Genomic DNA, 26,218 nt, shown 5'->3' with positions numbered 1-26,218 from the left:
CAAACTAACAAAACCCTATCCACCCTAACAATGTTATATAGTCAGACCTCGGAATGGCTTGATACTATTTATATCAGAGAAGCCCAAGACACACAAAAACTTTTTTTGGGAACAGGAGAAGGTTCATATGGAGGCTAAAATGGAGGGTCAACGGCTCCCGCAGGCGAATGTCGGCAACAAGCTGGAAAAAAAGAAGAAAAAACGTTACAAACAGCCGTGGATATTGCACTTCATGGTGCTGCCAGCGGCCATTATGGTCTTTATTTTTTCATATATTCCGATGTCAGGTATTCTAATGGCCTTTCAGGATTATAAGCCCGCGCTGGGCTTCAGTGGTTCGGAGTGGGTGGGGCTGAAGCATTTCGAGTATATGTGGACCAATGATTATTTCCTGCAAATTACGTGGAACACATTATTCTTTGCCTGCTCGAAAATCATCATGAACCTCATCATTCCGTTTATCTTTGCGCTATTGCTCAATGAGGTGCGGAAGATGGCGCTGAAACGTACGATCCAGACACTGGTGTATCTGCCGCACTTCTTGTCCTGGGTGACGTTGTCGGGTATTCTGATCGACATTTTGGCTCAGACGGGAATATTGAATCAGTTTCTAGTGTCGGTGTTTGGCATCAAACCGATTTTCTTCCTCGGGGACGGCAATTGGTTCCGGTTCACCGTCATTATCAGTGATGTGTGGAAGGAGTTTGGTTTTAACACGATCATCTTCCTTGCAGCACTGGCGGGAATCAACCCGGCTCTGTATGAGGCGGCTGAAGTGGATGGGGCGGGACGCTGGAAACAGACGATGTATATCACTATTCCTGCACTCATTCCCATCGGGATCGTTATTGCCACGCTGGCGCTGGGCAACGTGCTGAACGCCAACTTCGACCAAATCTTCAATTTGTACAGCCCATTAATCTATCAGCAAGCGGATATCATCGATACGTTTGTGTATCGCGAAGGTCTACTCAGTGGACAGTTCAGCTTTGCAACGGCGGTCAATCTGTTCAAATCGGTCATCAGTCTGATCCTCATCGTGATCTCGTACCGACTGGCGTATCGTTTTGCCGGATACCGAATTTTCTAAGAAAGGATGATGATGAACCATGTATCATAAAACGTTACCTTATCGCATTTTCAGCATCTTCAACAATGTGTTTCTGACCATCCTTTCGGTGCTCTGCTTGCTGCCGCTGTATCACTTGCTGATGGTTTCACTCAGTTCGTCCGCCCCTGCGAATGCAGGGCTCGTGACATTCTGGCCAATTGGATTTACGTTCGAGGCGTACGCCAAGACGTTTGATAACTCCAACTTCTTGTCCTCGCTCTGGGTATCGGTGGAGCGGACGGTGCTGGGCACCGGGCTTGCACTCATCGTCAATACGCTTGCGGCGTATGCTCTGTCGAAGGAGACACGTGTGTTCCGCGCTCGCAATGTCTACTTGTGGTATTTTGTGATCACGATGCTATTCAGTGGGGGTCTGATTCCGGGATACATCCTCATTCTGAAGCTTGGTCTGATGAACACGCTGTGGGCGCTGATTCTGCCGGGGCTGGTGGCGGTGTTCAACATCATTCTGTTGCTGAATTTCTTCCGAACGGTGCCGAAAGATTTGGAAGAGGCCGCATTTATCGATGGCGCAGGTCATTTCCAGTCGTTTGTGAAAATCTATCTGCCCGTGTCCGTTCCGGTTATTGCTACCGTGTCCTTGTTTATGATGGTGGGGCACTGGAATGCATATTTCGACGGAATCATCTACATTCGTGATTCGGAAAAGCTGCCTCTCGCGACATTTATGCAGACGATCATCGTACAGGGCGACATGACCAAGATGGACCCGCAAGCGATTGCGAATCTGTCCCAGCGGACCATCCGGGCATCGCAAATTTTCATCAGCGCACTGCCAATCTTGCTCGTGTATCCGTTCCTGCAACGTTACTTTGTAAGCGGAATTGTGGTCGGGGCTGTGAAGGAGTAAGGACTTAAGGTTGTAATTAGGATGCCGTTAATAGCGATTGAGAAGTGAAATGCATGTGTACACGTTTGTTTTCAAGTTATGTGAATGTAATGTGAAAAAGAAGCTGTCAAACTGGGGAAGGCCAGGGAGATAGCTTCTTTTTTGTAGTCTTTAACAGATCACCTTGTATTACGTTTCTTCATCCATATCTTTAAGCAACTATACACAGTTACGATGATGTTCAACAATAATACACCTAAGTATCCGTCCGTATATTGAGTTCGCTCAATCCACTTGTTCACCAGTTCTCCAGAAAGAGCTTGTTTCGCTAAATAGTGATTAATATCGTTCGGATTTATCTCATCGATGTATATAAGTGGGAACTCCATACTATTGGAGGAAGCTAGCGGCGGATAGAATTCGACCCATTTCTGGCCTGTCCATCGATCATATTTATATTTGAGGTCTGCGCTGGATTCAGATTCAAGTTGGTCCCATCTCATAAAACCGAATAGCAGTAGAATACACAGTGTAAAAATGCTAATGATTATCTTTTTATTTCTCAAATGAATTACATCCTTTTTGGCGCGAACTATATGTACTTCAACTATTGAAACCAATTGATGCTAATGGCGCTGTATCCGTTTTTTTATTTTACCAGTACTACCAGTTCTATGTAAGTAGATTCTCTCATGCTTAACTAAAATCTCTCTGGTTACCTTTATTTGAATTAAATGGTACTATAGGAAAAAAATAAAAATGAGAGGAGTGGGAAGCTCATTATGATGACGGATTCAAACTTATGGTCTGTGTGCATATCAAGTGATGTTGAATTGAACTTTTTAGTCTATGTCGCCAGAGCGTATGGCATTTGCAATACGTATTTCATTGAGCACAGTGCATGGCCTGACAGGAAGGTTGTTTTAGCAGATGAGTTACATCTGGAGTTTGAGACACAATGGCAAGATTTCTGGAAGAACAGCATTCAACAAAAAGCGGAAGCAAAGATCCGGCAAATAGCTGTATCCAATTTTCGATCACAGGCCCAAGTAAAGTTTGCTTACCTTAACCATAATCATATATCACCTTTTGTGCTTAACCCGCCTCAACTTGAAACTGTAGAACACGATGGATGGAGAAACGCTTTGATCGCACTATGGCCCTCCTTCATCCAGTGGTGGAACATGCCCGCAGGCGGACAAGCTGCGATGCATTACTGGGAAGGTAAACCGGATGTTATAAGGTATGTTAGGGAGTTTGAGGTGGAAACGGGCAGGACTATTCACCCCTTTCATATGAATGTGGAATTAATCTATAACGGTCCTCATGAGCCGATTGAAGTCGCAGATGACTACTTGATTATGCCGATTAGAACGGAATATCTAATGAAGAAGGACTGGTGGGCCGAACGATTTAGAGAGAAATACTAGGATGAAGTACTAAGATAAGATGAGTATATACAAAAGCATGTATGGGGTAGCATCTACAATTCACTCTACGAGCAGGGGGAAAAGAAATGGAATTCAGAAAAATCACTTGGGATAACTTTATTGAATGTATTGAACTCAAGGTTTCTCCGGATCAGCAACAATTCATCTCTTCGAATCAGCATGCACTTGCAGAAGCGTACATAGCCTCGGATGAGGGGCAGATCATTATCACATTTGCAGTATACAAGGATGAACGAATGGTCGGATTTATTTCGATGTATTATGACGATGGAGATGGAAATTTCGACTACAGCAGCTATGGTATTTTCAAAATGATGATTGACCATCGGTACCAAGGACAGGGATACGGCAGAGAAATGGTAGAGAAAGCGATTGCGTATGCACGTTCAGCCCCGCGTGGGGAAGCCAAAGTGGTAGAGCTAACGTATAAACCGGAAAATGTGCCTGCTAAGAAAATCTATGATTCTCTTGGTTTTCAACTTATTGGTGATGTATTGGCTTGTGGTGAAGTGCAGGCAGTGTTAACGCTGTAATTGCCCCCTTCCCACCATTCCTGCTATAATTTCCGTATATCGATTGTATTGGGGGTTATGACGTGGCAATATGGATGATGCCGGATTGCTCGTTCGCTAGAAAGCCCTACGCAAAGCCTGAATAGGGGCGGACTTTGTGTAGGGCGCGACAACATGAGATCGTGTGCCCTGAAATCAACACCAATATCATGGTTCGACCCGCAGGCTTTGCACCTTATTTGCTTGACTACTATAAATAAGGGGCTGAAGGCCATGCAAACACCATTTATTCATAATCATCAATATAACTATATTTATAAACAAGCCGAATTTCTGCTGAAAACGCTGCGCTCGGTCGTGGACCCCAAAGTATTGGATACGGTCCGCTACACCGTCAGTACGAATGCCGTAGGCATCTTCGAGAATCTGACGCTGGAACAGAAGCAGCTGCTGGAGCAGTTATCCACGTATGCGACGCCGCATGACGTGCAACTCTATCTGAATCAGCTTGAAGACTATCTGATTCCATACCCACAGGTTACAGCCAAGCAGATTCAGAAGTTGTTTCCAAAGGCGAAGAAGCTCAAACTTCCTGATCTGGAATCCATCGATTATGTACACACCACGTACCTGAGATGGATCTATATTGCGACAAGCCGTTTGTTCATCGTGTACCCGCACGAAGGCAAGTTCCTCGGGATTGAGGGACGCCTTGCCGCCACGAACAAGAAGGGATACTGTATGTTCTGTCATCGCCATCAGGAGCTTGGATTCTACAACGTGAAGACCAAGGCACAGTCGGCGGACAACTTTGCTTCCGTGGGTCAGTATGTGTGTATGGATGATCAGGCGTGCAACGAGAGCATCACGGACATTAGCATGTTGGAGAAATTCTTGCTGGCAACGGTTAAATAGAGCTGGAGAGTTTTGTGCAGCATATATCACAAAACAAGCAGCATCGTAACGTAGCCTAATTACGATCGCCAAACAGCACAAACACAGGAAAGGCCGCTCAACTGAGCGGCCCTTTTTGATGTGGCGTGCCCAGTTAAGCACGCATCTTCTATCCGGTGAAAGTCCAGTCACAGGAGGAACTGTTTTTTTACTCTAGTGAGACTTACTCATTCGTAATATTTATCGTTTCATCAGTGATCGTTTTTCCATCACTTCCTAATGCTTGAACCACTAGACGATTGTGTAATGACTTACCCGCAATATTCCATGTTATTTTCCAACCATCGCTCTCACTGGTATCGTACCCAATTAGTTCTCTTTCTTTCCACGTCTCTGTCCCAGTTGGAACGGACCAGAACAGAAGTGTTTCCGCGTTAGTTGCCTCTACAGTGACCGTCAAATCAGAACTGTTTGCAGGAACTACGACCCAACCTTCTTTTTCAGGAAAGTTAGTCTTAATACTTGTGATTATAGGAGCAGACTCTTTTCTTTGAACATTTTCAGTCTCAAGATTTTTTCCAGAGTCTTCTGAAGTACATGCAGTGAGAAGAAGAAGGAAAAAAAGAAGCAGGTAGAATGCTTTTTTTGTCATAATTATCACCTCCTTCTATAATTTTCAATGAATAATCTATATTATAGAAAAAAATGAACTAAAATTCCAAAAAAAAACGCCAAACCTTACGTTTGACGTTTTTAAACTGAAGTATATGATTAATAATTCCCAGTTTGGATATATCCACTACTTTTATCAGAAAAACTGTAGTAATAGCTTAGCATGGTGTAGTAGTCATACTCTGGGTAATTTTGCGCAATATATTGTGTGCCCCATTGACTTAACACTCCACTCGAAACTGTACCAATAACCCCTTCTGACCCTGCTCTATACTGAGCGTCAAAAACTTTGCCATCAGAATTGACCATGAAGATTCCTGATACGGCATTAACAGCATTGTTTGTAGTTGTTTGACCAGAATTTGGAACGTAGTGTTGGTAATTTTGCCAGCGGTCTGTCAAGTGTGCCCCATAATTTGTTGCAGGTTTTCTTGGGTAAGTGGCGTTGTACCATGCATATGTCTTAATTGTTACTGCTCCAGCTTTCAAAGACTCCGATTTCCATGATCCGTACCACTCGTTTGGCAATACATTCTTAGCATAAGTGTCAAATCCGATATTAGTGATTGTTCCGGAACCAGTAATATACAATTTAAACGTTGATGGTGTACTCGTAGCACTTAGAGGTTGGATATCGCCCGAATTGCTTTGAGCGTTACTTCCGTTCTTAGCCTTTTCCAAATTCAGTTGTTCTCGTGGTTTCTTAATTGTAGTCATTTCGGGAAGATCCTGATTTAGATCTATAGTATTTTCTTCTACTGTTTGGTTTAATTCTGCATGTTGCGGATCTTCATTAATAGTAGTTTGCTCTATAGATTTATTCTCGAAGTTTACAATATTCCCTTTTTCTCGTTCTTTAACTATGTTATTGGCTTTTTGCTCAGCTGTTGAATTAAAGGCATAGCCAAGAGCTACAAGCTCATCAATATTATAGACATTCTCATGACCAATAATATATTCTTGTCCATTTAGATTGCCTGTTGCAATTAACTCATATTTAACACCATTATAGAAGAATTCGCTTTCTTTATTAACTGTATAATTAAATCCCACATAGTAATATTCGATATCCGTATATGCTGAGCTGATGTCAGCAAAATAGGGCTCTACTTTTAATATTTTATTCGAAGGGAGTTTTTTAGCCTCGAATACATTGATAGATTCTACAGATAAAATACCTGTTTTATTTTCTTCTTGTTCTTTACTTGGGAATCCTTGGTAAAATTGTTGTCGATCGGGTGAATAAGAGTGAACAAACGAATCCCAGTCTTTGTTATTGATTGCGTCCACATAATCAGAGACAACGGTAGGCAATATACTGTCAGATGAACTGATGGTCTTAACCGAGTCATTTGCAAAAGCGTTACTTGCAAGTGGAATTGTTAGAATCGATACCATGCAGCATGAGACAAATACGGATTTGAACATTTTCAACATGAATATTATTCCTCCTAGTTTTTCAGAATGGATAAACTATGATACAGCGTTGAAAGAACGAATGAACTTTCATTAATCACCTCCTATGAAATCAAGCTACTCCCAAATAAGAATTTCATCTCGGCTCTTTATAGGATGTGATCAGTGGAAGTATCGTTGATTTTCTTCTACTATTTTCCTTATATTGAATATCCATACATTTAATATTGTTACCTATTAAACTCTAAATTGTCAATGATGTTTCTGTGGAATTTCCGAAATTTATATTGTATAGCTTTACTGAACTAACAATATATCAACAAAAGAAAAAGGATTGGTTTAATAATATTGTCATTGAAATGGGAGCAAGTCATATCTTGATGTTAGAAGTTGGAGTGGATTATATTGGAATTTATATCGGGGGGGGTATTAGGGCTAGATATACTTAAGAAGGCAAATTCAATATAGATTTAGAGAACTCTAGACTTTATCATTTATATATTTAGAATAAAGTTATTTTTGAATTGAGTCCTGGAACGAAGTTCGTTGCCTACACTATGCTGCCCTGCTATAATGCCCGTTATATCAATTGCTTTGGGGGTTATGACGTGGCAATAGGGATGATGCCGGATTGCTCGTTCGCTAGAAAGCCTTACGCAAAGCCTGAATAGGGGCGGACTTTGTGTAGGAGCGCGACAAAATGAGTTCGTTTGCCCTGGAAAAGATACATTAATATCATGGTTCGCCTCGCAGACGCCCACGAACAAGAAGGGATACTGCATGTTCTGTCACCGCCATCAGGAGCTTGGATTCTACAACGTGAAGACCAAGGCACGGTCGGCGGACAATTTTGCGTCTGTTGGCCAGTATGTTTGTATGGATGATCAGGCGTGCAACGAGAGCATCACGGACATTAGCATGTTGGAGAAATTCTTGCTGGCAACGATGAAATAAGGTCGGAGAGTTTTGTGCAGCATATATCACAAAACAAGCAGCATCGTAACGTAGCCTAATTACGATCGCCAAACAGCACAAACACAGGAAAGGCCGCTCAACTGAGCGGCCCTTTTTGATGTGTAATGCCGGGGTGTTTTACTTACCATAAGCGCTTATGAAAAGCGGCCAAGGGTGATTTATTTTACAAAAGGCGGAGCGGCATGTGAGGTGTTTATTTTTTCAATTGAGAAAGGGATGGATGGACCCTAACCATTTATGTTACTGACTGTTCAGCAGATGCGCTGGCATAATTAACGCCCAAATCAAACGCCTGATTCAGCAGTTCCTCATAGTGTTCCGGCGGAGTGTCCACCGTTTCGTACAAAAATTCAACCTTTGAGTTAGTCACGCCACAGTAATCGGCGATACCAACATTGAGCAGGTTTTGGATGGAGTCACCATAGCCCCGCTTATTCATCTGTTCTTCCGTCACACCGGCAAGAGCGATCCACAACATTTGCTCATGATGCAACTTGTTCGAACCATAGGCAAAACTGTTGTTCATCACACGGTCAATATACCCTTTCAGCATCGCTGGCAGATGCCACCACCATAGAGGGAAGACAAAAGCAATCGCATCGTTTTTCCTGAGCCGTGCAATCTCCGTCTCAATCTGAGGGGAGAAGCGCTGATTATCTTGCGTATAATCTGGTTCATCCTCTGCTCGCAGGATCGGATCAAAACCAATCTCGTGCAAATCCACGATTTCGGCTTGATGACCTGCTTCTGTCAGACCTTGAACGAAACGACCTGTGACCTGAAAGGTCAGGGAATCTTTGCGCGAATGAGATACCACTACTAATACGTTCATTATCTATCACAACCTTTCTGGAGCTTGGTTCGGTAGCCATAGCTCCTCTGCTGATGCTATTATAAACAGAGTTGAAAACATCTGGAAGTACGCACTTTATTGTTCTATAGGGAGATGAAAGTACCCTGGGAACATGAAATTTGAACGTGAAACTTAAATGTACCGACATGAGGCTCAGAAAGATATCGGAGGAAGATCAAGATGGAACAAGGCAAGACAAATACTGAAGCTCCCAAGAAATATAGAGTTGGTGTTGAAGCGGCGCTGGAAGTGATGGGTGGCAAGTGGAAGCCGCTCATTATTTATCATTTGTTTACAGGTTGCAAAAGAACGTCGGAGCTGAAACGGTTAATCCCCGAAATTACGCAGAAAATGCTGACCACACAGCTCCGAGCACTGGAAAAGGACGAAATTGTGCAGCGTAAGGTATACTCCGAGGTTCCTCCGCGAGTGGAGTATGAGCTGACAACGTATGGATTGGGACTTAAGCCTGCGTTGGATCTTCTGTGTTATTGGGGAGAAGAGCATTTGGATAAGGTTTACGGCGATAAGTCGAAGGTGTTGGAGGATTTTTAATTCCAGGAAATGTGAAGGGCAGGGGAGAGAATCGGTGAAACATACAACGGATGCGCAAGGAGTAAGCCGAGTGAACCAAACGGGTCAATTAAGTCATTCCGACCAAAACACACAAGCCAATAGGGCTACACAAGCTAAGCAGTCCACGAAGGATACTCCGGCCAACTCAACCGATTTAATCGATCTACCCAAACAGACTGTGCCGATCCGCTGTGAAGGGGTTGCTGTAGTACTCTTGAAGAAATATCTGAATGAATTTCATGTGCTGATGCTGAAACGGGCTGGTCGAATGCTGCATGGTGAGTGGTGTTATATCGGCGGTGGTATTGAGCCAAGGGAAAAGGCATGGGAGGCCGCGATTCGAGAGATTCGTGAGGAAACGGGCATCACGGATATTCGTTTATACACGTCTAATCAGTTCGAACAGTTCTATTCACAGGCAGAGGATTATATCTATATGGCTCCCGTATTTGTAGGTTATGTGCACGAGGATCAGTCTGTCCAGTTGAATCATGAGCATAGCGATTACCGATGGATGACGTTTGACGAAGCCAAACACAACGCAGCATTGCCTGGAATTGATGATATTCTGGATTTTGTAGAAAAGCATTTTGCCAGAAAAACACCTTCCAAGTGGTTGAAAATGAATATAGAGAATGAATAGGAGGTATGACTCATTACATTCAAAACGATTTATCCAAGAGCTGTATTGAACCTGGTATGTATGCTGGTCATTGAAATGATGTTTATTAGGAATGTTATATTCGACAAAAATAGTATCCTGAAGTATGCCTTGATCGTGATATTGACCTTTATTTTAGGATATATCATCTTTCTAATCTATCGTTTGTCGTTTACCAAACCTAGCATTACGCTGGAAAGCGATCATGTGATTTCTACCCAACTACAGAAATACGATGCCTCTCAGATTGAGTGTATTTATATGAATTATAGACGAATCGGGTTTAAACGCTATGGAAAACGGATTGTGCCGATGGATTTATGCTTTTATTTTAAGGGAGATCAAGAGGCCGCAGGCGTTGAAGCTGTTCGTGAGTGGGCGGCGCGGAACGACAAAGAAATCAAACACAAATTTTTTCAAACCTGGATGTAGACTAGCACGGCTGTGATTTTTACGAGGACACTGAGGCTGGATAATCTGGAGGAGTAGCGATGAAAACCATAGAACAATTTCTAACCAGCGATTGGTATAAAAATGTCACGGCTGAACCACAGATTAAAAAGCTGTACGAACAGGAGAGATGCCTATGAAATATCTAACCAAAGAGTGGTACGAAACGTGCCAGCAGACCGGGCTTCACTTTGGATTGAGAGTACATAAAGGCGCGGCGTTGATGGATGAGACTCTTTTTCAGCGATTGTACAAACGGAAGGAAAAAGAGCATGTAAAGCAAGAACGTGAGTTGTATGATACTGATCCTCGATTCATGTTGGAGCATGATGGTCAGGTGCTGACCCGTGCAGATAAGGCTTTTAGCGGAGAAGAAGTGAAGGAAGAAGATCAGATGGTGTACCACATGCCGCCGGAAGAACGAGCACATATTGAGAAGTTGATTGCCGAATATGATGTCCGTCCTGCTTTTGATGAGAAGCAATGTAAAGACAAGTATAAAGAAGCGATGGAGTGGAATTTCCAATACCGTGCTAAGAAACTACCTGCTGACATCTTAAAACAAGTTGCAGACATCCGTGTGTTTGCACTGGGGTATTGCACAAGCGAAGTTATGCAGCAGCTTAAGAAAAAGAGTGCAGAGAGTACCCAAGAGATCGAACGTATTGGACATGCCCATAGAGAAGCGATGTTGAACCAGAATATTGCAGATGATGTTCACCGCCGGGTGCAGTTTCATGATTGCAAGGTGACTGACCTATTGCACGCCGATAATCTGGTTATCAATTTAGACAACCGAGGTGGCTTCACTGATATCAATAAACTCACGCTTACGGCACCTGAAATTGTTAAGCAAGAAGGTGAGATCGTTGGCAGTCACTGGCTGTACCAGGAGCTGTACCGGATCAATAACGGGTACGAACTGCATGTTCTTTTGGATGGAGAACCCATGCCTGAATTGATTGTACGTTGTGCCGATATTGTTGCCGAAACGCTAGAATGACACCGAGCCAACAGATGCACATCATCCGTTGGCGAGTAGATTCATCCCGTCATCCAGTTGGCCGGAAAGCGAAAGTACATCGTAGAAAATCCATTTGTCGGGATCGATCATCTGCACTTTGCCTTGACGAACGGCGGTTAACTGTCTCCATATCGGATTGCGCTGCAGTTGATTATACGTTAGCGCAGCTTCCGCACCATATACGATGACAAATAAACGATCGGCCTCATATTGCCAGAGCTGTTCAACCGTTACTTGTCTTCCGTACTGGTTAGGGTGCTCTACCAGCAGGTTACGAACAAGTGGAGGCGGCTGTAAACCAAAGGAACCATACATAATTTCACCCACATTGCGATCTCCAAGCACGAATAATTCGTTCCCTTCAATGACCATGAGGCCTACGGTCTCATGGGTATTTATATGAGGTTTAATCCGGCGCTGGGCGTACTCTCGTTTCAACTCATATTCGTTAATCCAGTTCTGTGCCTGCTTCTCCATCCCAAGCAGATCACCAATCGCTTGTAAATGCTCAGTAGCATGCAGACCCATCCAAGGAACGGTTACCAAGGGAGCGATGCGTTCCAGTTGTTGCTGATGTTCCAGATCAAGCATATCACAACTGATAATAAGATCAGGTTTCAGCGCATGCATCTTGTCATAATAGAATGTGGATTTGTCTCCGATACTCGTGATGTTATCTGCCAGTTGTTGAGCATAATAACCCAGATGATAGGCAGGTGCCCCGATGGGTTGAACACCAAGAGCGAGCAACGTGCATACATAGCTCATGGACATGATCTTGTACTGGCGTGTATTTACATATACGCGTGGCGGGACACCGGTTATCTGTTTGAAACGCCGATTAAAGTAATAACTGTCGCGATAGCCCACCTGCTCGGCGATTTCAGCAAGTGATTTTCTGGAAACAAGGAGCAGTTCTTTGGCTTTGCCTATTCGTAGAGAAGACACGTATTCATGAGGCGTTGAACCAGTTACTTTTTTGAATAAACGGATGTAATGCTTGATGCCTATACCAGTCTGTTCGGCTAACTGCTTCGTGCTGATCTCTTCGTGATAATGATCCATCAAAAAAGAAATACTCTGTTCCACGGCTTGCATGGCGGTGACGGTTTCAGATACAACCTTATTTTGCTTCAGCAGTGCGTACATCAGTTTCTGAAAACGAAAATGATAGGCAACCTGTTCTTCCTCGCTTACAGCATCTTTCATCGTAATCAGCTTCCGCATGGTTGAAATCGTACGACGAATGGGCTCAATCATCAGTTCCCTATTATTGAAACGGGGCAGAAGGTCGTTACCCGGCTCTGCGCCAATGATGTCAAAGGTCATACATAGGTAGTGCAAGGGTTTCTGATCTTCTCCAGCTGAAATAATGACCGGTTTGCTACCAGGTGCAATGGAGTAGCTGCTCCCAGTCGTGAGCTTATAAGAACGATCATCGATGTGAATTTTGCCCGATCCCTCAGATACAACGATTATCCTGTAGCTCAGACTGACGTTTAGAGGTATTTCGAGATGGTGGTTAGTCTCCAGGGATACAATATCAATTAATCTGAAAAAGCAGGAATGGAAGGCAGTGGACTGCTGGGTGCGACTGCTCGTAGAGTTGTTGATCATGAAGGTTCGAATTCCTCCTGCATAAATGAGAATTATTATCACTATTCTAAAGACAAAAAAGAAGCTAGTCAACCATTCGGCAGACCAGCTTCTTCTGTATCAATTTGCAGCAATAATTGCCTTCCTGACGTCTTCGAGTTTCTTCTCGTATGCGAGAGGACCATTCGTAATCCATACGTCGCCGCGAACCTCATAGACATGACCTTGTTGAACAGCCGGGAGTCGTTTCCATAGTGTGCTTTCTTGAAGTTCCTTGGCCTGTTCCGCTCGGCCTTCATCTACGGCGAGGAAAATATAATCGGCATCGATCTGAGGAATAGTTTCCATTGAAATGGTCTGAATATCCTTATCTTCACCCCACGCCAGCTTCCGGACAATAGGTGCGGGCTCCAGTCCAAAATCACCGTATAGGGCAGTCCCTACTTGACCACCAGGACCACCATATAATCGGATTTCTTTGCTGGCATGAATGCGGACCATTGCAGTTGTCTTTCCTTTAGACGCGGCCTGTAATTGTTGCTTGGCAAGCTTTGTTTCCGCTTCGCGTTTCTGAATAACAGCGTCCGCTTGTTCTTTTTTACCAAGCAGGTCAGCAACAAGCAGCAGGTTCTTTTTCCAGTTCTGCGGATACTGAATTTCACTTCCGGTGAATACATAGGTTGGTGCAATTTTGGATAACTTCTCGTAGGTACCTTCTTCTGCCCAACCCTGAAAGCCAAGGATAATGAGATCCGGCTGTGCTGCCATAATGGCCTCAAAATTAAAAGCGGCTGTATCCAGTTTTGGCACATCTTTTAAGTAGTCTTCAAGATAAGTCTGGTAATAGGTGCCACTGGAGTATTGCATTATAGGTTTGACGCCAAGCGCACTCATCTCATCTTCAACGAATAATCCAATGACCCTCTTAGGATGCTCCGGGATTTCAATTTTGCCGAGGATATGCTGGACGGTTCGTGTTCCTGTTGTTTGATTTTGGGCAGAGGAAGTAGCAGGTTCCTGTTGGACCTCACTTGCATTTGCATCTTCTCTCACTTTTCCCGCTTCGCCGCATGCAACAAGCACCAAGCTAAGTACAATCATCATGCTAAATATAGATAAGCCTTTTTTATGATATGCCATCATGTTCACTTCTCCCACTGATATTTATTCTCATTTGTACTTTGCTTATCATAAATAGCCGAACAGATTAGTTCAATGGACTTTTGAGATTGTAATATCATTTTTTGAAATATGTCTATTATGTACATGTTACAATACAGTTAAAAATGATAGGCTGCTTTGTTAAAGAATTTGTTTCTACGAATGAGAGGATGGGGGACGGGAACATTTGAGAACTAGCACGATTGAAACCAGATTAAGTACAAGATTTGATGAGCTTGATCCTGAACAAGATGGCAACAAAAATACAGAGTTCGCTGATATTATTATTGATGGACGATCAGTCTTCTATAGGATGCGAAAAAAGCATAATCTGGTTCCCTGTTTGGGGTGGGGGAGTGATGAATATCAGCTACTGTTGCTTGATTATTTTTTGCTTAGAAAGCCGCATGAATTTATGTATTATCGCTATCCCATCCTTGTATGCCCTGGGTGTGGCGATGAGGAATGTGGGTATGTTTCAGTGAAGATCGATCGTGAAGATGATATCGTCATTTGGAAAGAATTTATGCTAAATGATCAAAAACTTCAGGTGGGTCCATTTTATTTTGAGTGGGAGAACTATGAACATGCGATCCTTAACACTTTTCGTATTGCAGGAATACAGTGAGAGTTTGGATCAGATGAAAATAAATCTACGTAGCGCGGTGTTTACCTTTCTTGATTCGGCCACAAGATTTGTGAATCTTGCATATAAAAAAAGAGATCATCCCCTGTTCACACCAAGGCATGATCTCTTTTTTAACAATAAGCCTACATTTCTAATCCCAATTCCATATCTCTACCCGGTTCAGATGCACATGCTGGAATTCCGGATTCTCGCTAATCTTCTGCAATTCACGTACGGGACCTGTTATAACAGCTCCATATACTTGTATGCCATTCTTTTTCAGATAGTTAAGTCTTCGTTGATCCCAATCAACACCGTTATAACTGAGGTTGCTGGTCATCCATTCCAGATCAGACATCATGGCTTGGATTTGTTCCTGCATCGTTCCTTCTGACTGGGCCAGATTCTGATCTTTAGTGTCTCTAGGAAAATAATTAAACCATCGACCTCCGCCGTCTTCCATTTCATAGAGCGGTTTAAGCGTCAGATGAGGAACAAAATAGTCAAACATTCCTGCTCTCGAATAGGAAAGATTTTTTTCTTGCATTTCTCCTGAATAGATCGGCATCGCGGTTACTCGGACATCATATTTAGAGAGCAACTGCATCAATTGCTCGGGCGATTTTAGATTTTTCAATGAGACCGACATCTCGGCGACATGTCCGTCATCTATTTTACGAAGTCGCTTGGAACTGCTGTTTTCCTCCGTGTCCTCATGGGAAGGTTGGCCGTCAACCAAGTCATACGGAAGGTAAAATGGACCGGGCTCGTTACCATTTAAATAAGCACCTGTGCTATTCATCTTGTAACTGAATTTACCGGTAATACTTCGTTCGGCTTGAACCTTACCAGTGATCACTTCGGATGAACCGACGAGGCGATATACTTTCAGATTGGCCTTTTGTGTTAAAAAGGGAGTGACTTCAAACGTCTGATGGGGACTTTTTTCGACGCGCAATCCGTCACCATGCATCTCCACCACCGAAATAATGGAACGCATGAATTCATTACGCACTTTGGATTGATCGAAATACATATGCAGAGCCGTAAGATAGACATGATAGAGTATAAATATTAAAAATAGAACTCCACCTGCGTTCAGGAAAATTTTCCAACGTGTTTTCCATACCATTCGTCTAAATTGCTTATGACTCCATTCCGGGCGTTGAGGTTCAAAATCATCTGCATGGAGTACATGCAGATCATCTGGTTCCGTTGGCTTGGACATCATTCATTCTCTCCTTTCATCTGTAACATCTCTTCTTTAAATCGTGCTCTGGCACGAAACAGGGTAACTTTGACTTGGCTCATATTCATATCCAGAACCTCACACAGTTCCTTGTAAGACAGTTCATTCATCTCGCGAAGTAGCAGCACAGTCCGGTATTGTTCAGGCAGTTTTTTCATGACCTGTTGAATGAGCTTTATCCGTTCACGAGCAGCGAGCACTTCCTCAGGAGTACGATATGTATTCTCTACACTTTGTTTCTCCAGTTCCCGGCTCATTTCCATTTCCCCGCGATTTTTTCGGTACCAATCGATAAATAAATGTCGGGCTACTTTGTACAGCCATGCTCTGGCATAGTCGGCATGTTCGGTTTTCATGGATACCATAGCTCTGTAAAATGTTTCTTGAACTAACTCCTCAGCCGTTTCTTGTGATCCACACATCCGGTAGAGATAGAGATGCAGGGAGGATTGGTACTGTTTGAATAGTTCGGCATATAAATCACTCCTCATTCCAGATTTCATCCTCCTTCATTTAAGACAACGGGTGGAGTTGAAAAATGTTACAATTAAATTGAATATTTATTAATAATATGAATTCGATTATGCTTTTGTCAGGCACATAAGTTCATAGACACCAAGGAGATGTACACGACTATGGAGTTATTTACAGCGTTAATTTCCGTTTTTGTATGCATTATTGTTGTGCTTATTGTTGCAGCGGTTGTGCGTTATGCCGTGGATTCGTCCAAAACATCAAGGAAACTTGATCTACTGATGAAGGAAGTACGTGATCTGCGCGTAGAAGTCAGACGGCTTCAACATGCAAAAGAGCAGGAGGATAATAAACATTTTATCGATGAAAAAGTGTAATAGCTGTGTGAAGCGGTGAGACCTTTAAGTTAGTGAATAGTGATTAATACAATAACTTAAATCGGGAGTGAACAAACCTTATGACTTCAATTCAAAACGTTCAGGCTATCTTTATCGACAGAGATGGCACAATCGGAGGTACAGGACATTTTATTCATCCGAGAGACTTTGAGTTATATCCGAATGCACAGGAAGCGATTACGCTCTTAAAGCAAAACGGAATGAAGGTTTTTGCACTCACCAATCAACACCGAATTTCACGCGGACAAGCAACGGTTCAGGAGTTTGAACAGCAGTTTCAGGAATACGGATTCGATCAGGCCTACATTTGCTCACATGAAGAAGAATGCGGCTGCCGAAAGCCTAAACCCGGCATGTTACTTCAGGCCGCGGAGCAGTACAATTTGGATTTGACCAAGTGCATCGTTATCGGAGACGTAGGCGAGACAGACATGCTTGCTGCACACGCTGTAGGCGCGACTAAGATCATGGTGAGAACAGGCTGGGGCGAATCCTCATTAACGAAGTTCAGAGATAAGTGGGCTCAGACGGGGCCGGATTATATTGCAGCAGATATTTTGGAGGCAGTGCATTGGATTATTGGCAATTTGAATGAGTAAATGTTCAGTGTATAAGGGGAGCTTGGTTTGATCTCTGATCCGATTGTCATTATACAGGAAGTAACCAGTGCAGATAATCCATTTGAGGATTAAACGAGAAGTGGCTTGCGAAAATGAGATAAAACACAGGAGAAAGGAAAAAGGAAAAGGAGAAGGATATGACGAACAGCAACCCAAGCACCAAGGAGATCAACGAGCTCTTGCAAAAGCATAGCATTCACGAACACATCGTGGAAGTAAAGCAGCTGTCGGGAACGACGGCGGGGCGGGTGTTCAGGCTACTTGCGAGCTCGGGCGAACGGTACATTTTGAAATGGGATGATCCTGAGGACATTCGTGTTACATGTCAGTTTCTGAATACATACAGTGAAGTGATGCTGTTGCCAAAGGTTCTTTTTACGAGTTCGGACAACACTTATTTTGCATACAGCTTTATGGAAGGTGTGACTCATAACCATCGGGGAGCGAAGAAAGAATGGTTAACCCGGCTGGTGAACGAGCTGTTGAATACATATGTACGTTTGCCGGATACAAGGCTATGGGGAAGAATGGGGTATCCACGCGAGACATGGAGGGGATTCAATCAGATTAGTATTGATGAGGCGAGAGAGAATCTTGGTGATGTGCTTACAGCGGAAGACTACAATCTGGTTCAATCTACAGTTAATCGTCTGTTTCATGAGGATGAGTCGGAGAGATTTCTTTTGCACGGGGATGCGGGTGTTCATAATATTGTGTTTGAGCAAAAGGAACTGATTGGGGTCATTGACCCATCTCCGATGGTCGGCCCGGTTCTCTATGATTTTCTCTATGCTTTTTGTTCCTCCCCCGATGACCTCGACCCGATATTGTTATGGGATGTATTCGGTCATCTTGAGCAGGTGACTATGGATAAGTTCAGATTGATGGAAGAAGCACTGGTTCATCTATACTGCCGGATCGGGCTAAGTAACAAACATCATCCGCAGGACTTGCCAGAGTATCTCGAAGCGTGGAATTTGTGGAAACGGTATATAACATAAAGCCAACCTTCGCTTGGAAGGTTGGCTTTACTTTTGCATTAAGGAAAACCATATTATTTTGTGAAGAATGGAATAGCCTCTTTTAGAATTTCTTCACCCGACAGAGGCCCCTTACCCAGTGCCCATATTTCATCATTAACAACGAGCACATGTTTATCTTTCACCGCTTTAATCGATTGGAAGGTGCTGTTATTCATCCATTTATCCAGGTCAGCCTTCGCCCCATAGATGACCAGATAGTCCGGGTTTTCCTGTACAAGGGTTTCCAGATCTACATCGGCTACGTCAATCTTGCCTGGCGTCTGTTGCTGACTGGACTTGTTCTCATCGAAGCTGTATTCCGCGCCGATTTTCTCCAGCAGAGTTGCGATATATGAGGTTTTCATCCAGATGTAGAAGTTTTTCTCCAGTGCTTTCACGACGATAACTTTAGGTGTGCCCTGGATTTGCGCGTGAGTCTTTTCGATGTTTTGGTTCAGTTCATTCATGACCTGATCATGTTCTTTTTCTTTGCCAAGCAAGGTTCCCAGCATAGCGAAGTTTTGCTCCATGTCTCCGTAACCATTGGTATAGAGCGCGATGGTCGGTGCAATTTTCTCCAGATCCTCACGTATGGCTCCGTGCACATCGGCATTGGCGATAATCAGATCGGGCTTGAGGGAAGAGATGACTTCCAGATTAGGCTGCTGGTGATTTCCAACAAAAGTATAGTCCTTCACCTGATCTTTCAGGTAACCAAGCACTTCCGCTTTATAAGAGCCTGCAATCCCGGCTGGCATTACACCAAGGGAGACGAGCTCATCCGTGAAGGAGAAATGCAGGGTAACGATTTTTTTGGGCGAGGCAGGGAGTTTGGTTTCTCCCCAGGCGTTCTTTACAACAAATGAACCGTCTGAATTAGAGGTAATTGAAGGAGCCGTTGTTGTATTGGCTTCATTTGAACCTTGGTCTGAAGATGATGTTGCAGTGGAGGAAGTGGACGCATTACCACTATCCGTTTTACTCGTGCCATTAGCAGAAGCCGCTGACTCCTTGTCCGATGTAACACCAGCGGTGTTGCCAGCCGTTCCTCCGCCACAAGCGGTGAGAACCAGCACAAGAGTTAATATAATTACCATAAATAGTGATGTTCGTTTCATTGGGAATGAACCCTCCATATTGAAAATTATTTTTTCTGTCCTTGCTTGATGATCAGGTATACAAAATAGGGCGCGCCGATTAACGATGTAATGATGCCAACGGGAATCTCCATTGGAGGGATCAGAATGCGGCCAATCATATCGCCCAGCATGACAAGCAGCGCGCCGAGCGCCGCGGTAAATGGCAGGGAACGCATGAAGTTCTCTCCAACCAGCTTGTGGGACAGATGCGGAATAATAAGTCCAACAAAGCTGAGATTACCTGATATGCTGGCTGAGCTTGCCGATAAAGCCAGAGCCACAATCAACAACATCGTCCGCACCATGCGAACCCGGGTGCCTAAGGACACCAGCACGGCTTCATCAAGCTTCAAGACATTTAAGTACCTTACAAGCAACATGGCGGCTAACAATCCTGCTGCGGTCCACGGCCATAACATCTCCACATGTTGCAAGCTGCGTGCATATAAGCTGCCTTTAAGCCAGACCAGTGCCTGACTGGAACTCATGGCATATTTAACGATAAGCATTTTGATGATGGCCTGTAATGCAGAACTAACGGCTATACCCACAAGAGCGAGACGGATCATGGATGTGCCCTGGCGGTGATAAGCGAGCAAGAAAATGATTAGACTTGCCGCTGCCGAACCTGCCATCGAATAGAAAGGCAGCCAGATTGCGGGTGTTAACGGCGCAAGTAAAATAATGACTACGGTCACCAGCCCGCCACCTGCTGTAGCCCCGATGACATCAGGTGAAGCCAGAGGATTACGCAGGACAGTTTGCAGGATGGCACCTGCGACAGATGCAGCAATGCCTACAAGCATGGCGCAGAGAACACGAGGCAACCGAAGCTCATAGATCGTGCCGGATTGCGTTTGAAACTGGGCGATGATTTCATGGAACGTCACGGGGGTTGCCCCGAAACGAAGCGACAGGATGAATACTAGCGCTATCAAGAATAAGACTGCGGTCATCAGTGCAGCAAAGCTCCAGTTGGATCGGGAGGACGGATTCTTTAAACGTGTCATGAACGTTTCCTCCCGCGCATACGCATGAGCACGATGAAGAATGGTGCTCCAATAAACGCAGTAATAAGTCCAACCGGTGCTTCCAGCGGATAGAAAAGCAGGAGTCCGATCAGATCGGCATACACGAGAAGCACACTGCCTGTCAGCGCAGCGAGTGGTACAATCACCCGATAATCGATACCTGTTAACGTCCGAATAATATGTACTGCCATTAAGCCAATGAACCCGATGGGTCCGCATACCGCCGTTGCTGCGCCAACGAGCACAATGATGGCTACCATGATTCCGCTCCGTACCATGGTTAACCGTTGTCCAACAGATATAGCTGTATCCTCACCCATAGACAATACATTTAACTGGGACGCAAACAAGCAACAAAGGATACTGACGGGAGCAAGCGTGAATAGCGAGAACATGACATCTTCCCAGGACATGCCCGACAGATCGCCAGCCATCCAGCGTAGCAGCTGATACAGGTCGGTATCATGGAATATGATCAGCGTGGTGGTCATTGAACTGAAAAACAGACTGTTCACCAGTCCCGTGAGCACTACACTGCTTGAACTGAAGCGGCTCCGTACACTGAGCACATAAATGAGGATGCCGCTGAGTGCTGTTCCCAACATGGAAGCTGTTACGGTGAAAAAACGGAATGTTTGGAATTGCATCAGCACCATCAGTGCAGCAATCATCATATTGGCCCCCTGATTAATGCCCATAACCTCCGGGTCTGCCAGATCATTCGATGTTAAAGACTGAAGCAGACATCCCGCAATACCGAGTCCGGCACCAACAAGTACCGCAGCGAGAATTCGGGGCAGTCTAATCGTGGTTACCGAGCGAATCAGGGATTCGTTGTCCGTCCAGGCGAACCAGTTGAACAGGATCGGTTCCTTGCGACTGGGTTGCAGATGAAAGATCATGGCCAGATATGCGCCTGCAACAAGCAGGATAAGTAATGTCAGGCCGATCCAGATGGGCTTCGACAGGCCTAGATGTTTTCGTACGGCAGAAGCACGAGATGAATTATGAAATGAAAGAAACATGCCGGATTACGTTCATCCCCTTTTCGTTTTTAATGAAAATGATTATCATTGTTGATATAATACATAACAGTTGTGTGATTCATGTGTGTTTAGGAGGAAAATTGTGAGACGTTCCGTTTTATTAATAGAAGATGAAGAATCCATTCGTGAGCTGGTCACGGATTACTTCACGCAATCCGCTTGGCAAGTCATTGAAGCAGCTAACGGGGAAGAAGCACTTGAACTGTTCAATTCCTGTCCGCCAGACTTGGTGATTGTAGATCTGATGATTCCCAAAGTGAGTGGCTGGAATGTGTGCCGGCAGATTCGATCTCAGTCTACCGTGCCCATCATTATCCTTACCGCAAAATCGGAAGAAGAGAATAAGCTGCTGGGCTTTGAGCTAGGTGCCGACGATTATGTGACGAAACCGTTCAGCCCGCGTGTGCTGGTTGCCCGCGCGGAGACATTAATGAAGCGTGTGGACAATACAGTGGGACAGGAAGATCCGATCATTTCTTTTGGCAATATAAAGGTGTATGAGAGAAAACGCTTAGTGGAGTCAGGGGGGCAACCCGTTGAGCTGTCCTATAAGGAATATGATGTGTTGCTGCACCTGCTCAGGCATCGAAATTTCCCTTTGACGCGTGAACATTTGTTAAATCAAGTGTGGGGTGTGGACTATTTTGGCGACCCTCGCGTGGTGGATACTCATATCAAAAATCTGCGTAAAAAATTAGGTGAAGATGCCGGATATATTCGTACGGTGTTTCGCATCGGATACAAGTTTGAGGTTGAATCGTGAAAACGAGAGGGATCGTATTTAAGCTTTTTGCTGCCAATCTTGTATTTTATATCGTCTTCTTTGCAACGGTTGTGGCAGGACATTTCTGGTTCTTTGAACGATTCTATCAGCATGAGCGAGCCAGTGATTTGGGTAAAAAGCTAGCATCCTTTGCTATGGACTATGCCCGGCATAAATGGCCTGAGGAGAAAACACCCATGGTGATGGGCAGTTTCATAACACAAAATCATGTGCAAATGGCGGTTCTAAGTAAAGAGGGTGAGGTTCGCTACGATAACCCGTTTCGAATTCAACTGAACACGGATAAGGGACAATCGCTACCTGTGGCCGTTTCCTTTTTTCCAGACATCTCGGCTCTGACTTCGTATGGCTTGCAGCCTGGTGATCGCGTGACGGTGCAAGGTGCTTATTACATGGAGCAGGGAAACGCGCTGTTCTCGCCTTATGTCATTCGTAGAGAAGGGTCACCGGCGGTTGGGGTGCTTCCTCACAACGCCGATCGGGAAGGCGTCATTGAGATTAGTGGCACCGTAAACTCGGTATTGTTGCCTGCGCCGGGTCAGTGGAATAACCGGGAAGGTATTATGGCGGCCGCGCTGCGCGTGTGGTTTCCTTTGCCGGAAGCAGAGCGGGAGCAGTTGGATCGGGGAGAAGCATTTCATACCGAATGGAAGGAACCTGTGAGCGGTGTACATAATCTGGTGTTTGTGCAACCGATTGTTCGTGATGGTAAGGTCGTGGAGTATCTGTTTGCTCTAACGCCCTTGACGCAGCTTGGGGAGGCATTTGGCGCGCTGGAGGTGTATTATGCCTTTTTCAGTATTGCCGGAGGGCTACTGCTGATGGTGGTTCTGTCATTTTTCTTCTCCAAAATCGTTTCACGTCCGTTATTACAATTGAATCGTGATGCGGCCCGCATGGCAAATCTGGATTTCACGGTCATGGCCCCAATTCGGAGTAAGGATGAGCTGGGTAGTCTGTCCGAAAGTCTCGTCAGTCTTTCTTCCAATCTGGATCGTACGCTGAAGGAGCTTCAACTCACGAACGAGAAACTGGTGCTGGAGATGGAATATAAAAGCCGGATGGAGCAGTTGCAGAAACGTTTTGTGTCGGATGCTTCGCATGAATTAAAGACACCCATCAGTGTGGTGAAGGGATATGCGGAAGGACTTCTGGATCAGATCGCCGAAAATAAACGAGAGCGTTATATTCGTACCATTTTGCGAGAAGCCGATCGGATGGAAAAGCTGGTGCTCGATATGCTGGAGTTGACTAGGCTGGAGGCTGGCGCGGTGAAGCTACGTATGGAATCGTTTACGGCGGATCAACTTGTAGCTGAATGTGTGGAGAAGATGAGACAACTCGCCAAGGCAAAGCAGATGAAGTTCGAGGTGCAGGGTGACCGCGATGTACATGTCTGGGCCGATGCAGAGAAGATGCAGCAGGTTCTGCTGAATTATGTGAGTAATGCGATTCGCAACGGGGATGAAGGAAGTAGCATACGGATAGATATCCAGCATGATCGTGAGCATGAACAAGTGTGTATTGTTGTAGAAAATGAAGGGCCTTCCATTGCAGAGCATGAGCTGACACGAATATGGGATCGATTCTACCGCGAGGAAGATGCGCGCAGTCGTCAGGCCGGTGGAACCGGGCTGGGGTTATCTATCGTGAAGGAGATTGTACAACTGCATCAGCAGTCCTATGGTGTAGCAAATACGCCGAAGGGGGTCAGATTTTATTTTACGTTGCAAAGGTCGTCGGGAGATGAGTGATTTTTTTTGAAAGCCTTGAAAGCCTTGAAAGCCCTGAAAGCACCGGTCAATGATCGGATTTCGGAGGCTGGATTGCTGGTGGGATAAAAGGGATCGTAGAAATGTTTCGATGAATATAATTCGATGAGTATAATGAGAGGGCTCTGGCTTACAGCCGGGGCTCTTGTCATTTTTCAGTATTCAATAAAAGAATCTATATGCACGCCTATGGGTATCGCTACGATTCAAGTAGTACTCCAGCTCTGAAATGAGAGTGTCAGAATTCTAACGATCCCCACGAAGCTTATTTCCCCTGAAATGAGGGTGCCAGAATTCTAACGATCTCCAGGAAGCTTATTTCATCCAAAAACTTGAAAAATATGCCGTATTGGCGCAAAATTGGATAAATAACGTCACTGGTGATCGTTAGAATATAAAAAACTGCGAAACAGGCCATATAAGGCTTCTGGTGATCGTTAGCGTTTAAGTTGAGTAAGTATTCAATAGCATCGTCTCATTCAACAACCTAAATTGTACATGATGTATTACGGAGGAGGAAGTGTAATGACGAGCACTTATAAGATTCCTGAATTGTTGCAAGATATGATGGATTGGGAGCAGGAAATCAAGCATGAAGTATCTTATCTGGAGACACCGACGGGTTATTTTCTACAATTCGATCCTGATGATCATGGGGGTTATTTGAGTTCTCCTGCGGATGCGATCGTATTTGCCAATACAGGCATGGGTGGCATTCATTATTCATTTTTGACGGATTTTGGACATGTTTCTGATTTGAATTTAGCGCCTATAATTTGTGTAGACCCGATGGCTTTTGGACATTATGCGAGGATTGTGGCCAGCAATATCCGGGATTTTTTTGCGCTTAGTTTTTCAGGTCATGAGGATCTCCTACTCAATGAATTTGAATCGAAACAACAGTACCTGAACTTTGTGAAAGAACAGACGGAGGAAGTGAGTCAAAGTGAGTACTTTGACGGGAAACGTTGGGACCTTGAAAAAAATAAGGTTCGAGATTTGGCTATGCAGCGATTTGATCTTCAGCCGATCCCGGACGGATACTCTTACATTCAGGAAGCACAGCAGATCAGACGCGGGCAAGTCATTATCGATACACTTGATGGACTTGGTGTTGCGTTAGGGAAAGATTTAGTGAGTGATCCTAAGAAAGCAGTGCCTCATCCTTGGCATGAGAAAGAGATCCCACACGATCAGGAGCAGCAGTTAAAATCCTATATATCGAGCGCAGATCAGGTGGGTCTGTTTAGTTTAATCCGGGACAGTCAGGCACAAGGGTTCGATGATCCTGATGTATATCGAGCGATGAAAGATCGGCTCATTTCATTCGGGCTGACGATGGAAGCGCAAAAGCTGATGTACTACAGGTGAATTAAATTGAAACTTAAGGAGAGAAAGAGAAATGCGAGACATGCGTGAAACGGGGGTTACACCTTATTTAAGCTATATTGGTTTTGGACTGATTGCTTTGACAATCATGGTGAATTTGATTTTTAAATGGGGGATAGAACAAGGTTGGGATATGGGTTCACTCATGTTACTGTCGGTGGTCAATGCCATGTCGTTACTATTTACATTGGTCTGGGGAGCCTTCGGGGTGCTGGAATTTGTGATGTTGCGGAAACAGAAACAGAGGATAGGATGGAGGGCGGGACGCGGAGCAATTGACTCAGAAGAACATGAGAAGCAGAGTAGAAATTTGAAGAGAAGTATGATCATTAATATCAGTTATATTGTTATTCTGCTGTGTCAATTAGGATATGTAATTCTGAATTGGGATGAAATAGATATTTAGGCGGTAACAACGGGCTTGCATACATAACGATGTAGTTCGCCGAAAAACACTCTGGACT

Annotated in this window: 28 protein-coding genes and 1 pseudogene; 18 read left to right on the top strand and 11 right to left on the bottom strand. The window is 44.4% G+C overall.

Features of this window, described 5'->3' with window-relative positions; translation table 11 throughout:
• Nucleotides 1–139 precede the first annotated feature (139 nt).
• Together J2T16_RS21940 and J2T16_RS21935 are read left to right on the top strand one after the other, a co-directional pair.
• Complete coding sequence (locus J2T16_RS21940; protein ID WP_418792795.1) at nt 140–1,090, top strand: ABC transporter permease; 951 nt, start codon at nt 140–142, stop codon at nt 1,088–1,090.
• 19 nt (nt 1,091–1,109) lie between these two features.
• A complete protein-coding gene (locus tag J2T16_RS21935) occupies nt 1,110–1,982 on the top strand; it encodes a carbohydrate ABC transporter permease (RefSeq protein ID WP_336122096.1) in 873 nt (290 codons plus the stop codon).
• 158 nt (nt 1,983–2,140) lie between these two features.
• Here the strand turns inward: J2T16_RS21935 and J2T16_RS21930 are convergent, their stop codons facing one another.
• Nucleotides 2,141–2,527: a hypothetical protein gene (locus J2T16_RS21930; protein ID WP_499019254.1), complete on the bottom strand. Its 387-nt coding sequence runs from the start codon at nt 2,525–2,527 to the stop codon at nt 2,141–2,143.
• A 219-nt stretch (nt 2,528–2,746) separates the two neighbouring features.
• Between J2T16_RS21930 and J2T16_RS21925 the strand changes: the two genes are divergently transcribed.
• The 3 genes from J2T16_RS21925 (at nt 2,747) to J2T16_RS21915 (ending at nt 4,839) form a co-directional block, all read left to right on the top strand.
• Nucleotides 2,747–3,391 carry a hypothetical protein gene (locus J2T16_RS21925; RefSeq protein WP_499019252.1) on the top strand — a complete coding sequence of 215 codons (645 nt, stop codon included), beginning with the start codon at nt 2,747–2,749 and terminating at the stop codon, nt 3,389–3,391.
• An 86-nt stretch (nt 3,392–3,477) separates the two neighbouring features.
• Entirely contained in the window at nt 3,478–3,945 is a 468-nt protein-coding gene (locus tag J2T16_RS21920) for a GNAT family N-acetyltransferase (RefSeq protein WP_499019251.1), read from the top strand.
• Between the two features lie 252 nt (nt 3,946–4,197).
• The gene (locus J2T16_RS21915; protein WP_499019250.1) at nt 4,198–4,839 is read left to right on the top strand and encodes a FusB/FusC family EF-G-binding protein; all 642 of its coding nucleotides are present in this window, start codon (nt 4,198–4,200) and stop codon (nt 4,837–4,839) included.
• A 202-nt stretch (nt 4,840–5,041) separates the two neighbouring features.
• On the opposite strand, the gene J2T16_RS21910 is transcribed toward J2T16_RS21915, so the two are convergent.
• Together J2T16_RS21910 and J2T16_RS21905 are read right to left on the bottom strand one after the other, a co-directional pair.
• Entirely contained in the window at nt 5,042–5,470 is a 429-nt protein-coding gene (locus J2T16_RS21910; protein WP_336122100.1) for a hypothetical protein, read from the bottom strand.
• Nucleotides 5,471–5,589: 119 nt separating this feature from the next.
• Nucleotides 5,590–6,927: a SpoIID/LytB domain-containing protein gene (locus J2T16_RS21905; protein ID WP_499019249.1), complete on the bottom strand. Its 1,338-nt coding sequence runs from the start codon at nt 6,925–6,927 to the stop codon at nt 5,590–5,592.
• 732 nt (nt 6,928–7,659) lie between these two features.
• On the opposite strand from J2T16_RS21905, the pseudogene J2T16_RS21900 reads away from it, so the two are divergent.
• Nucleotides 7,660–7,860 (top strand): annotated as a pseudogene (locus tag J2T16_RS21900) (FusB/FusC family EF-G-binding protein); the annotation flags it as partial.
• 256 nt (nt 7,861–8,116) lie between these two features.
• On the opposite strand, the gene J2T16_RS21895 reads toward J2T16_RS21900, so the two are convergent.
• Nucleotides 8,117–8,713, bottom strand: coding sequence for an NAD(P)H oxidoreductase (locus J2T16_RS21895; RefSeq protein ID WP_336122102.1), 597 nt, complete (start codon nt 8,711–8,713; stop codon nt 8,117–8,119).
• Nucleotides 8,714–8,914: 201 nt separating this feature from the next.
• Here J2T16_RS21895 and J2T16_RS21890 point away from each other — a divergent pair, with 201 nt between their 5' ends.
• The 4 genes from J2T16_RS21890 (at nt 8,915) to J2T16_RS21875 (ending at nt 11,424) form a co-directional block, all read left to right on the top strand.
• Nucleotides 8,915–9,289 carry a winged helix-turn-helix transcriptional regulator gene (locus tag J2T16_RS21890; protein WP_336122103.1) on the top strand — a complete coding sequence of 125 codons (375 nt, stop codon included), beginning with the start codon at nt 8,915–8,917 and terminating at the stop codon, nt 9,287–9,289.
• A gap of 34 nt (nt 9,290–9,323) precedes the next feature.
• The gene (locus J2T16_RS21885; protein ID WP_336122104.1) at nt 9,324–9,953 is read left to right on the top strand and encodes an NUDIX hydrolase; all 630 of its coding nucleotides are present in this window, start codon (nt 9,324–9,326) and stop codon (nt 9,951–9,953) included.
• A 75-nt stretch (nt 9,954–10,028) separates the two neighbouring features.
• Nucleotides 10,029–10,403, top strand: a complete 375-nt coding sequence (locus J2T16_RS21880; protein ID WP_499019248.1) for a hypothetical protein — start codon at nt 10,029–10,031, stop codon at nt 10,401–10,403.
• 154 nt (nt 10,404–10,557) lie between these two features.
• Complete coding sequence (locus J2T16_RS21875) at nt 10,558–11,424, top strand: DUF4085 family protein (RefSeq protein ID WP_336122106.1); 867 nt, start codon at nt 10,558–10,560, stop codon at nt 11,422–11,424.
• 21 nt (nt 11,425–11,445) lie between these two features.
• On the opposite strand, the gene J2T16_RS21870 is transcribed toward J2T16_RS21875, so the two are convergent.
• A complete protein-coding gene (locus J2T16_RS21870) occupies nt 11,446–13,062 on the bottom strand; it encodes a helix-turn-helix domain-containing protein (protein WP_499019247.1) in 1,617 nt (538 codons plus the stop codon).
• A 99-nt stretch (nt 13,063–13,161) separates the two neighbouring features.
• Nucleotides 13,162–14,184 (bottom strand): ABC transporter substrate-binding protein, encoded by a 1,023-nt coding sequence (locus J2T16_RS21865; RefSeq protein ID WP_336122108.1) that lies wholly within the window; start codon nt 14,182–14,184, stop codon nt 13,162–13,164.
• A gap of 205 nt (nt 14,185–14,389) precedes the next feature.
• Between J2T16_RS21865 and J2T16_RS21860 the strand changes: the two genes are divergently transcribed.
• Entirely contained in the window at nt 14,390–14,830 is a 441-nt protein-coding gene (locus J2T16_RS21860) for an oxidoreductase (RefSeq protein WP_336122109.1), read from the top strand.
• Nucleotides 14,831–14,981: 151 nt separating this feature from the next.
• Here J2T16_RS21860 and J2T16_RS21855 read toward each other — a convergent pair whose 3' ends face one another.
• Both J2T16_RS21855 and J2T16_RS21850 read right to left on the bottom strand, forming a co-directional pair.
• Nucleotides 14,982–16,058 (bottom strand): anti sigma factor C-terminal domain-containing protein, encoded by a 1,077-nt coding sequence (locus tag J2T16_RS21855; RefSeq protein WP_499019245.1) that lies wholly within the window; start codon nt 16,056–16,058, stop codon nt 14,982–14,984.
• Complete coding sequence (locus J2T16_RS21850) at nt 16,058–16,570, bottom strand: RNA polymerase sigma factor (protein ID WP_336122111.1); 513 nt, start codon at nt 16,568–16,570, stop codon at nt 16,058–16,060. Before J2T16_RS21850 ends, J2T16_RS21855 begins: the two co-directional genes overlap by 1 nt.
• Before the next feature lie 144 nt (nt 16,571–16,714).
• On the opposite strand from J2T16_RS21850, the gene J2T16_RS21845 reads away from it, so the two are divergent.
• The 3 genes from J2T16_RS21845 (at nt 16,715) to J2T16_RS21835 (ending at nt 18,572) form a co-directional block, all read left to right on the top strand.
• Nucleotides 16,715–16,930: a hypothetical protein gene (locus J2T16_RS21845; RefSeq protein WP_336122112.1), complete on the top strand. Its 216-nt coding sequence runs from the start codon at nt 16,715–16,717 to the stop codon at nt 16,928–16,930.
• Between the two features lie 80 nt (nt 16,931–17,010).
• Nucleotides 17,011–17,550 (top strand): HAD-IIIA family hydrolase, encoded by a 540-nt coding sequence (locus tag J2T16_RS21840; protein WP_336122113.1) that lies wholly within the window; start codon nt 17,011–17,013, stop codon nt 17,548–17,550.
• A 158-nt stretch (nt 17,551–17,708) separates the two neighbouring features.
• Nucleotides 17,709–18,572: a phosphotransferase gene (locus J2T16_RS21835; protein WP_336122114.1), complete on the top strand. Its 864-nt coding sequence runs from the start codon at nt 17,709–17,711 to the stop codon at nt 18,570–18,572.
• Between the two features lie 53 nt (nt 18,573–18,625).
• Here J2T16_RS21835 and J2T16_RS21830 read toward each other — a convergent pair whose 3' ends face one another.
• The 3 genes from J2T16_RS21830 to J2T16_RS21820 are packed head-to-tail and all read right to left on the bottom strand — an operon-like array spanning nt 18,626 to nt 21,788.
• Entirely contained in the window at nt 18,626–19,711 is a 1,086-nt protein-coding gene (locus tag J2T16_RS21830; protein WP_499019243.1) for an ABC transporter substrate-binding protein, read from the bottom strand.
• Between the two features lie 26 nt (nt 19,712–19,737).
• On the bottom strand, nt 19,738–20,742 hold the full coding sequence (locus J2T16_RS21825; RefSeq protein ID WP_499019242.1) for a FecCD family ABC transporter permease: 1,005 nt from the start codon (nt 20,740–20,742) through the stop codon (nt 19,738–19,740).
• Nucleotides 20,739–21,788, bottom strand: coding sequence for a FecCD family ABC transporter permease (locus J2T16_RS21820; RefSeq protein ID WP_336122117.1), 1,050 nt, complete (start codon nt 21,786–21,788; stop codon nt 20,739–20,741). The genes J2T16_RS21825 and J2T16_RS21820 overlap by 4 nt, the downstream gene beginning before the upstream one ends.
• Before the next feature lie 103 nt (nt 21,789–21,891).
• On the opposite strand from J2T16_RS21820, the gene J2T16_RS21815 reads away from it, so the two are divergent.
• From J2T16_RS21815 to J2T16_RS21800, 4 genes are all read left to right on the top strand, one after another.
• Nucleotides 21,892–22,572: a response regulator transcription factor gene (locus J2T16_RS21815; RefSeq protein WP_336122118.1), complete on the top strand. Its 681-nt coding sequence runs from the start codon at nt 21,892–21,894 to the stop codon at nt 22,570–22,572.
• Complete coding sequence (locus J2T16_RS21810; RefSeq protein WP_499019241.1) at nt 22,569–24,347, top strand: sensor histidine kinase; 1,779 nt, start codon at nt 22,569–22,571, stop codon at nt 24,345–24,347. The genes J2T16_RS21815 and J2T16_RS21810 overlap by 4 nt, the downstream gene beginning before the upstream one ends.
• Before the next feature lie 543 nt (nt 24,348–24,890).
• Nucleotides 24,891–25,736 carry a hypothetical protein gene (locus tag J2T16_RS21805; RefSeq protein ID WP_499019240.1) on the top strand — a complete coding sequence of 282 codons (846 nt, stop codon included), beginning with the start codon at nt 24,891–24,893 and terminating at the stop codon, nt 25,734–25,736.
• A gap of 31 nt (nt 25,737–25,767) precedes the next feature.
• A complete protein-coding gene (locus J2T16_RS21800) occupies nt 25,768–26,160 on the top strand; it encodes a hypothetical protein (protein WP_499019239.1) in 393 nt (130 codons plus the stop codon).
• Nucleotides 26,161–26,218: the final 58 nt, after the last annotated feature.

This window comes from Paenibacillus intestini (assembly GCF_030803945.1).
Taxonomy (GTDB): Bacteria; Bacillota; Bacilli; order Paenibacillales; family Paenibacillaceae; genus Paenibacillus; species Paenibacillus polysaccharolyticus.
The sequence above is the reverse complement of the archived record's forward strand: the minus strand, read 5'-3'. Positions and strand labels throughout refer to the sequence as shown.

What these genes read in the sequence shown, in the direction of transcription:
- J2T16_RS21940 (WP_418792795.1), top strand. Translation starts at nt 140, where the DNA reads ATGGAGGGTCAACGGCTCCCGCAGGCGAATGTCGGCAACAAGCTGGAA.
- J2T16_RS21935 (WP_336122096.1), top strand. Translation starts at nt 1,110, where the DNA reads ATGTATCATAAAACGTTACCTTATCGCATTTTCAGCATCTTCAACAAT.
- J2T16_RS21925 (WP_499019252.1), top strand. Translation starts at nt 2,747, where the DNA reads ATGACGGATTCAAACTTATGGTCTGTGTGCATATCAAGTGATGTTGAA.
- J2T16_RS21920 (WP_499019251.1), top strand. Translation starts at nt 3,478, where the DNA reads ATGGAATTCAGAAAAATCACTTGGGATAACTTTATTGAATGTATTGAA.
- J2T16_RS21915 (WP_499019250.1), top strand. Translation starts at nt 4,198, where the DNA reads ATGCAAACACCATTTATTCATAATCATCAATATAACTATATTTATAAA.
- J2T16_RS21910 (WP_336122100.1), bottom strand. Translation starts at nt 5,470, where the DNA reads ATGACAAAAAAAGCATTCTACCTGCTTCTTTTTTTCCTTCTTCTTCTC.
- J2T16_RS21905 (WP_499019249.1), bottom strand. Translation starts at nt 6,927, where the DNA reads ATGTTGAAAATGTTCAAATCCGTATTTGTCTCATGCTGCATGGTATCG.
- J2T16_RS21895 (WP_336122102.1), bottom strand. Translation starts at nt 8,713, where the DNA reads ATGAACGTATTAGTAGTGGTATCTCATTCGCGCAAAGATTCCCTGACC.
- J2T16_RS21890 (WP_336122103.1), top strand. Translation starts at nt 8,915, where the DNA reads ATGGAACAAGGCAAGACAAATACTGAAGCTCCCAAGAAATATAGAGTT.
- J2T16_RS21880 (WP_499019248.1), top strand. Translation starts at nt 10,029, where the DNA reads ATGATGTTTATTAGGAATGTTATATTCGACAAAAATAGTATCCTGAAG.
- J2T16_RS21875 (WP_336122106.1), top strand. Translation starts at nt 10,558, where the DNA reads ATGAAATATCTAACCAAAGAGTGGTACGAAACGTGCCAGCAGACCGGG.
- J2T16_RS21870 (WP_499019247.1), bottom strand. Translation starts at nt 13,062, where the DNA reads ATGATCAACAACTCTACGAGCAGTCGCACCCAGCAGTCCACTGCCTTC.
- J2T16_RS21865 (WP_336122108.1), bottom strand. Translation starts at nt 14,184, where the DNA reads ATGATGGCATATCATAAAAAAGGCTTATCTATATTTAGCATGATGATT.
- J2T16_RS21855 (WP_499019245.1), bottom strand. Translation starts at nt 16,058, where the DNA reads ATGTCCAAGCCAACGGAACCAGATGATCTGCATGTACTCCATGCAGAT.
- J2T16_RS21850 (WP_336122111.1), bottom strand. Translation starts at nt 16,570, where the DNA reads ATGAGGAGTGATTTATATGCCGAACTATTCAAACAGTACCAATCCTCC.
- J2T16_RS21845 (WP_336122112.1), top strand. Translation starts at nt 16,715, where the DNA reads ATGGAGTTATTTACAGCGTTAATTTCCGTTTTTGTATGCATTATTGTT.
- J2T16_RS21840 (WP_336122113.1), top strand. Translation starts at nt 17,011, where the DNA reads ATGACTTCAATTCAAAACGTTCAGGCTATCTTTATCGACAGAGATGGC.
- J2T16_RS21835 (WP_336122114.1), top strand. Translation starts at nt 17,709, where the DNA reads ATGACGAACAGCAACCCAAGCACCAAGGAGATCAACGAGCTCTTGCAA.
- J2T16_RS21830 (WP_499019243.1), bottom strand. Translation starts at nt 19,711, where the DNA reads ATGAAACGAACATCACTATTTATGGTAATTATATTAACTCTTGTGCTG.
- J2T16_RS21825 (WP_499019242.1), bottom strand. Translation starts at nt 20,742, where the DNA reads ATGACACGTTTAAAGAATCCGTCCTCCCGATCCAACTGGAGCTTTGCT.
- J2T16_RS21820 (WP_336122117.1), bottom strand. Translation starts at nt 21,788, where the DNA reads ATGTTTCTTTCATTTCATAATTCATCTCGTGCTTCTGCCGTACGAAAA.
- J2T16_RS21805 (WP_499019240.1), top strand. Translation starts at nt 24,891, where the DNA reads ATGACGAGCACTTATAAGATTCCTGAATTGTTGCAAGATATGATGGAT.
- J2T16_RS21800 (WP_499019239.1), top strand. Translation starts at nt 25,768, where the DNA reads ATGCGAGACATGCGTGAAACGGGGGTTACACCTTATTTAAGCTATATT.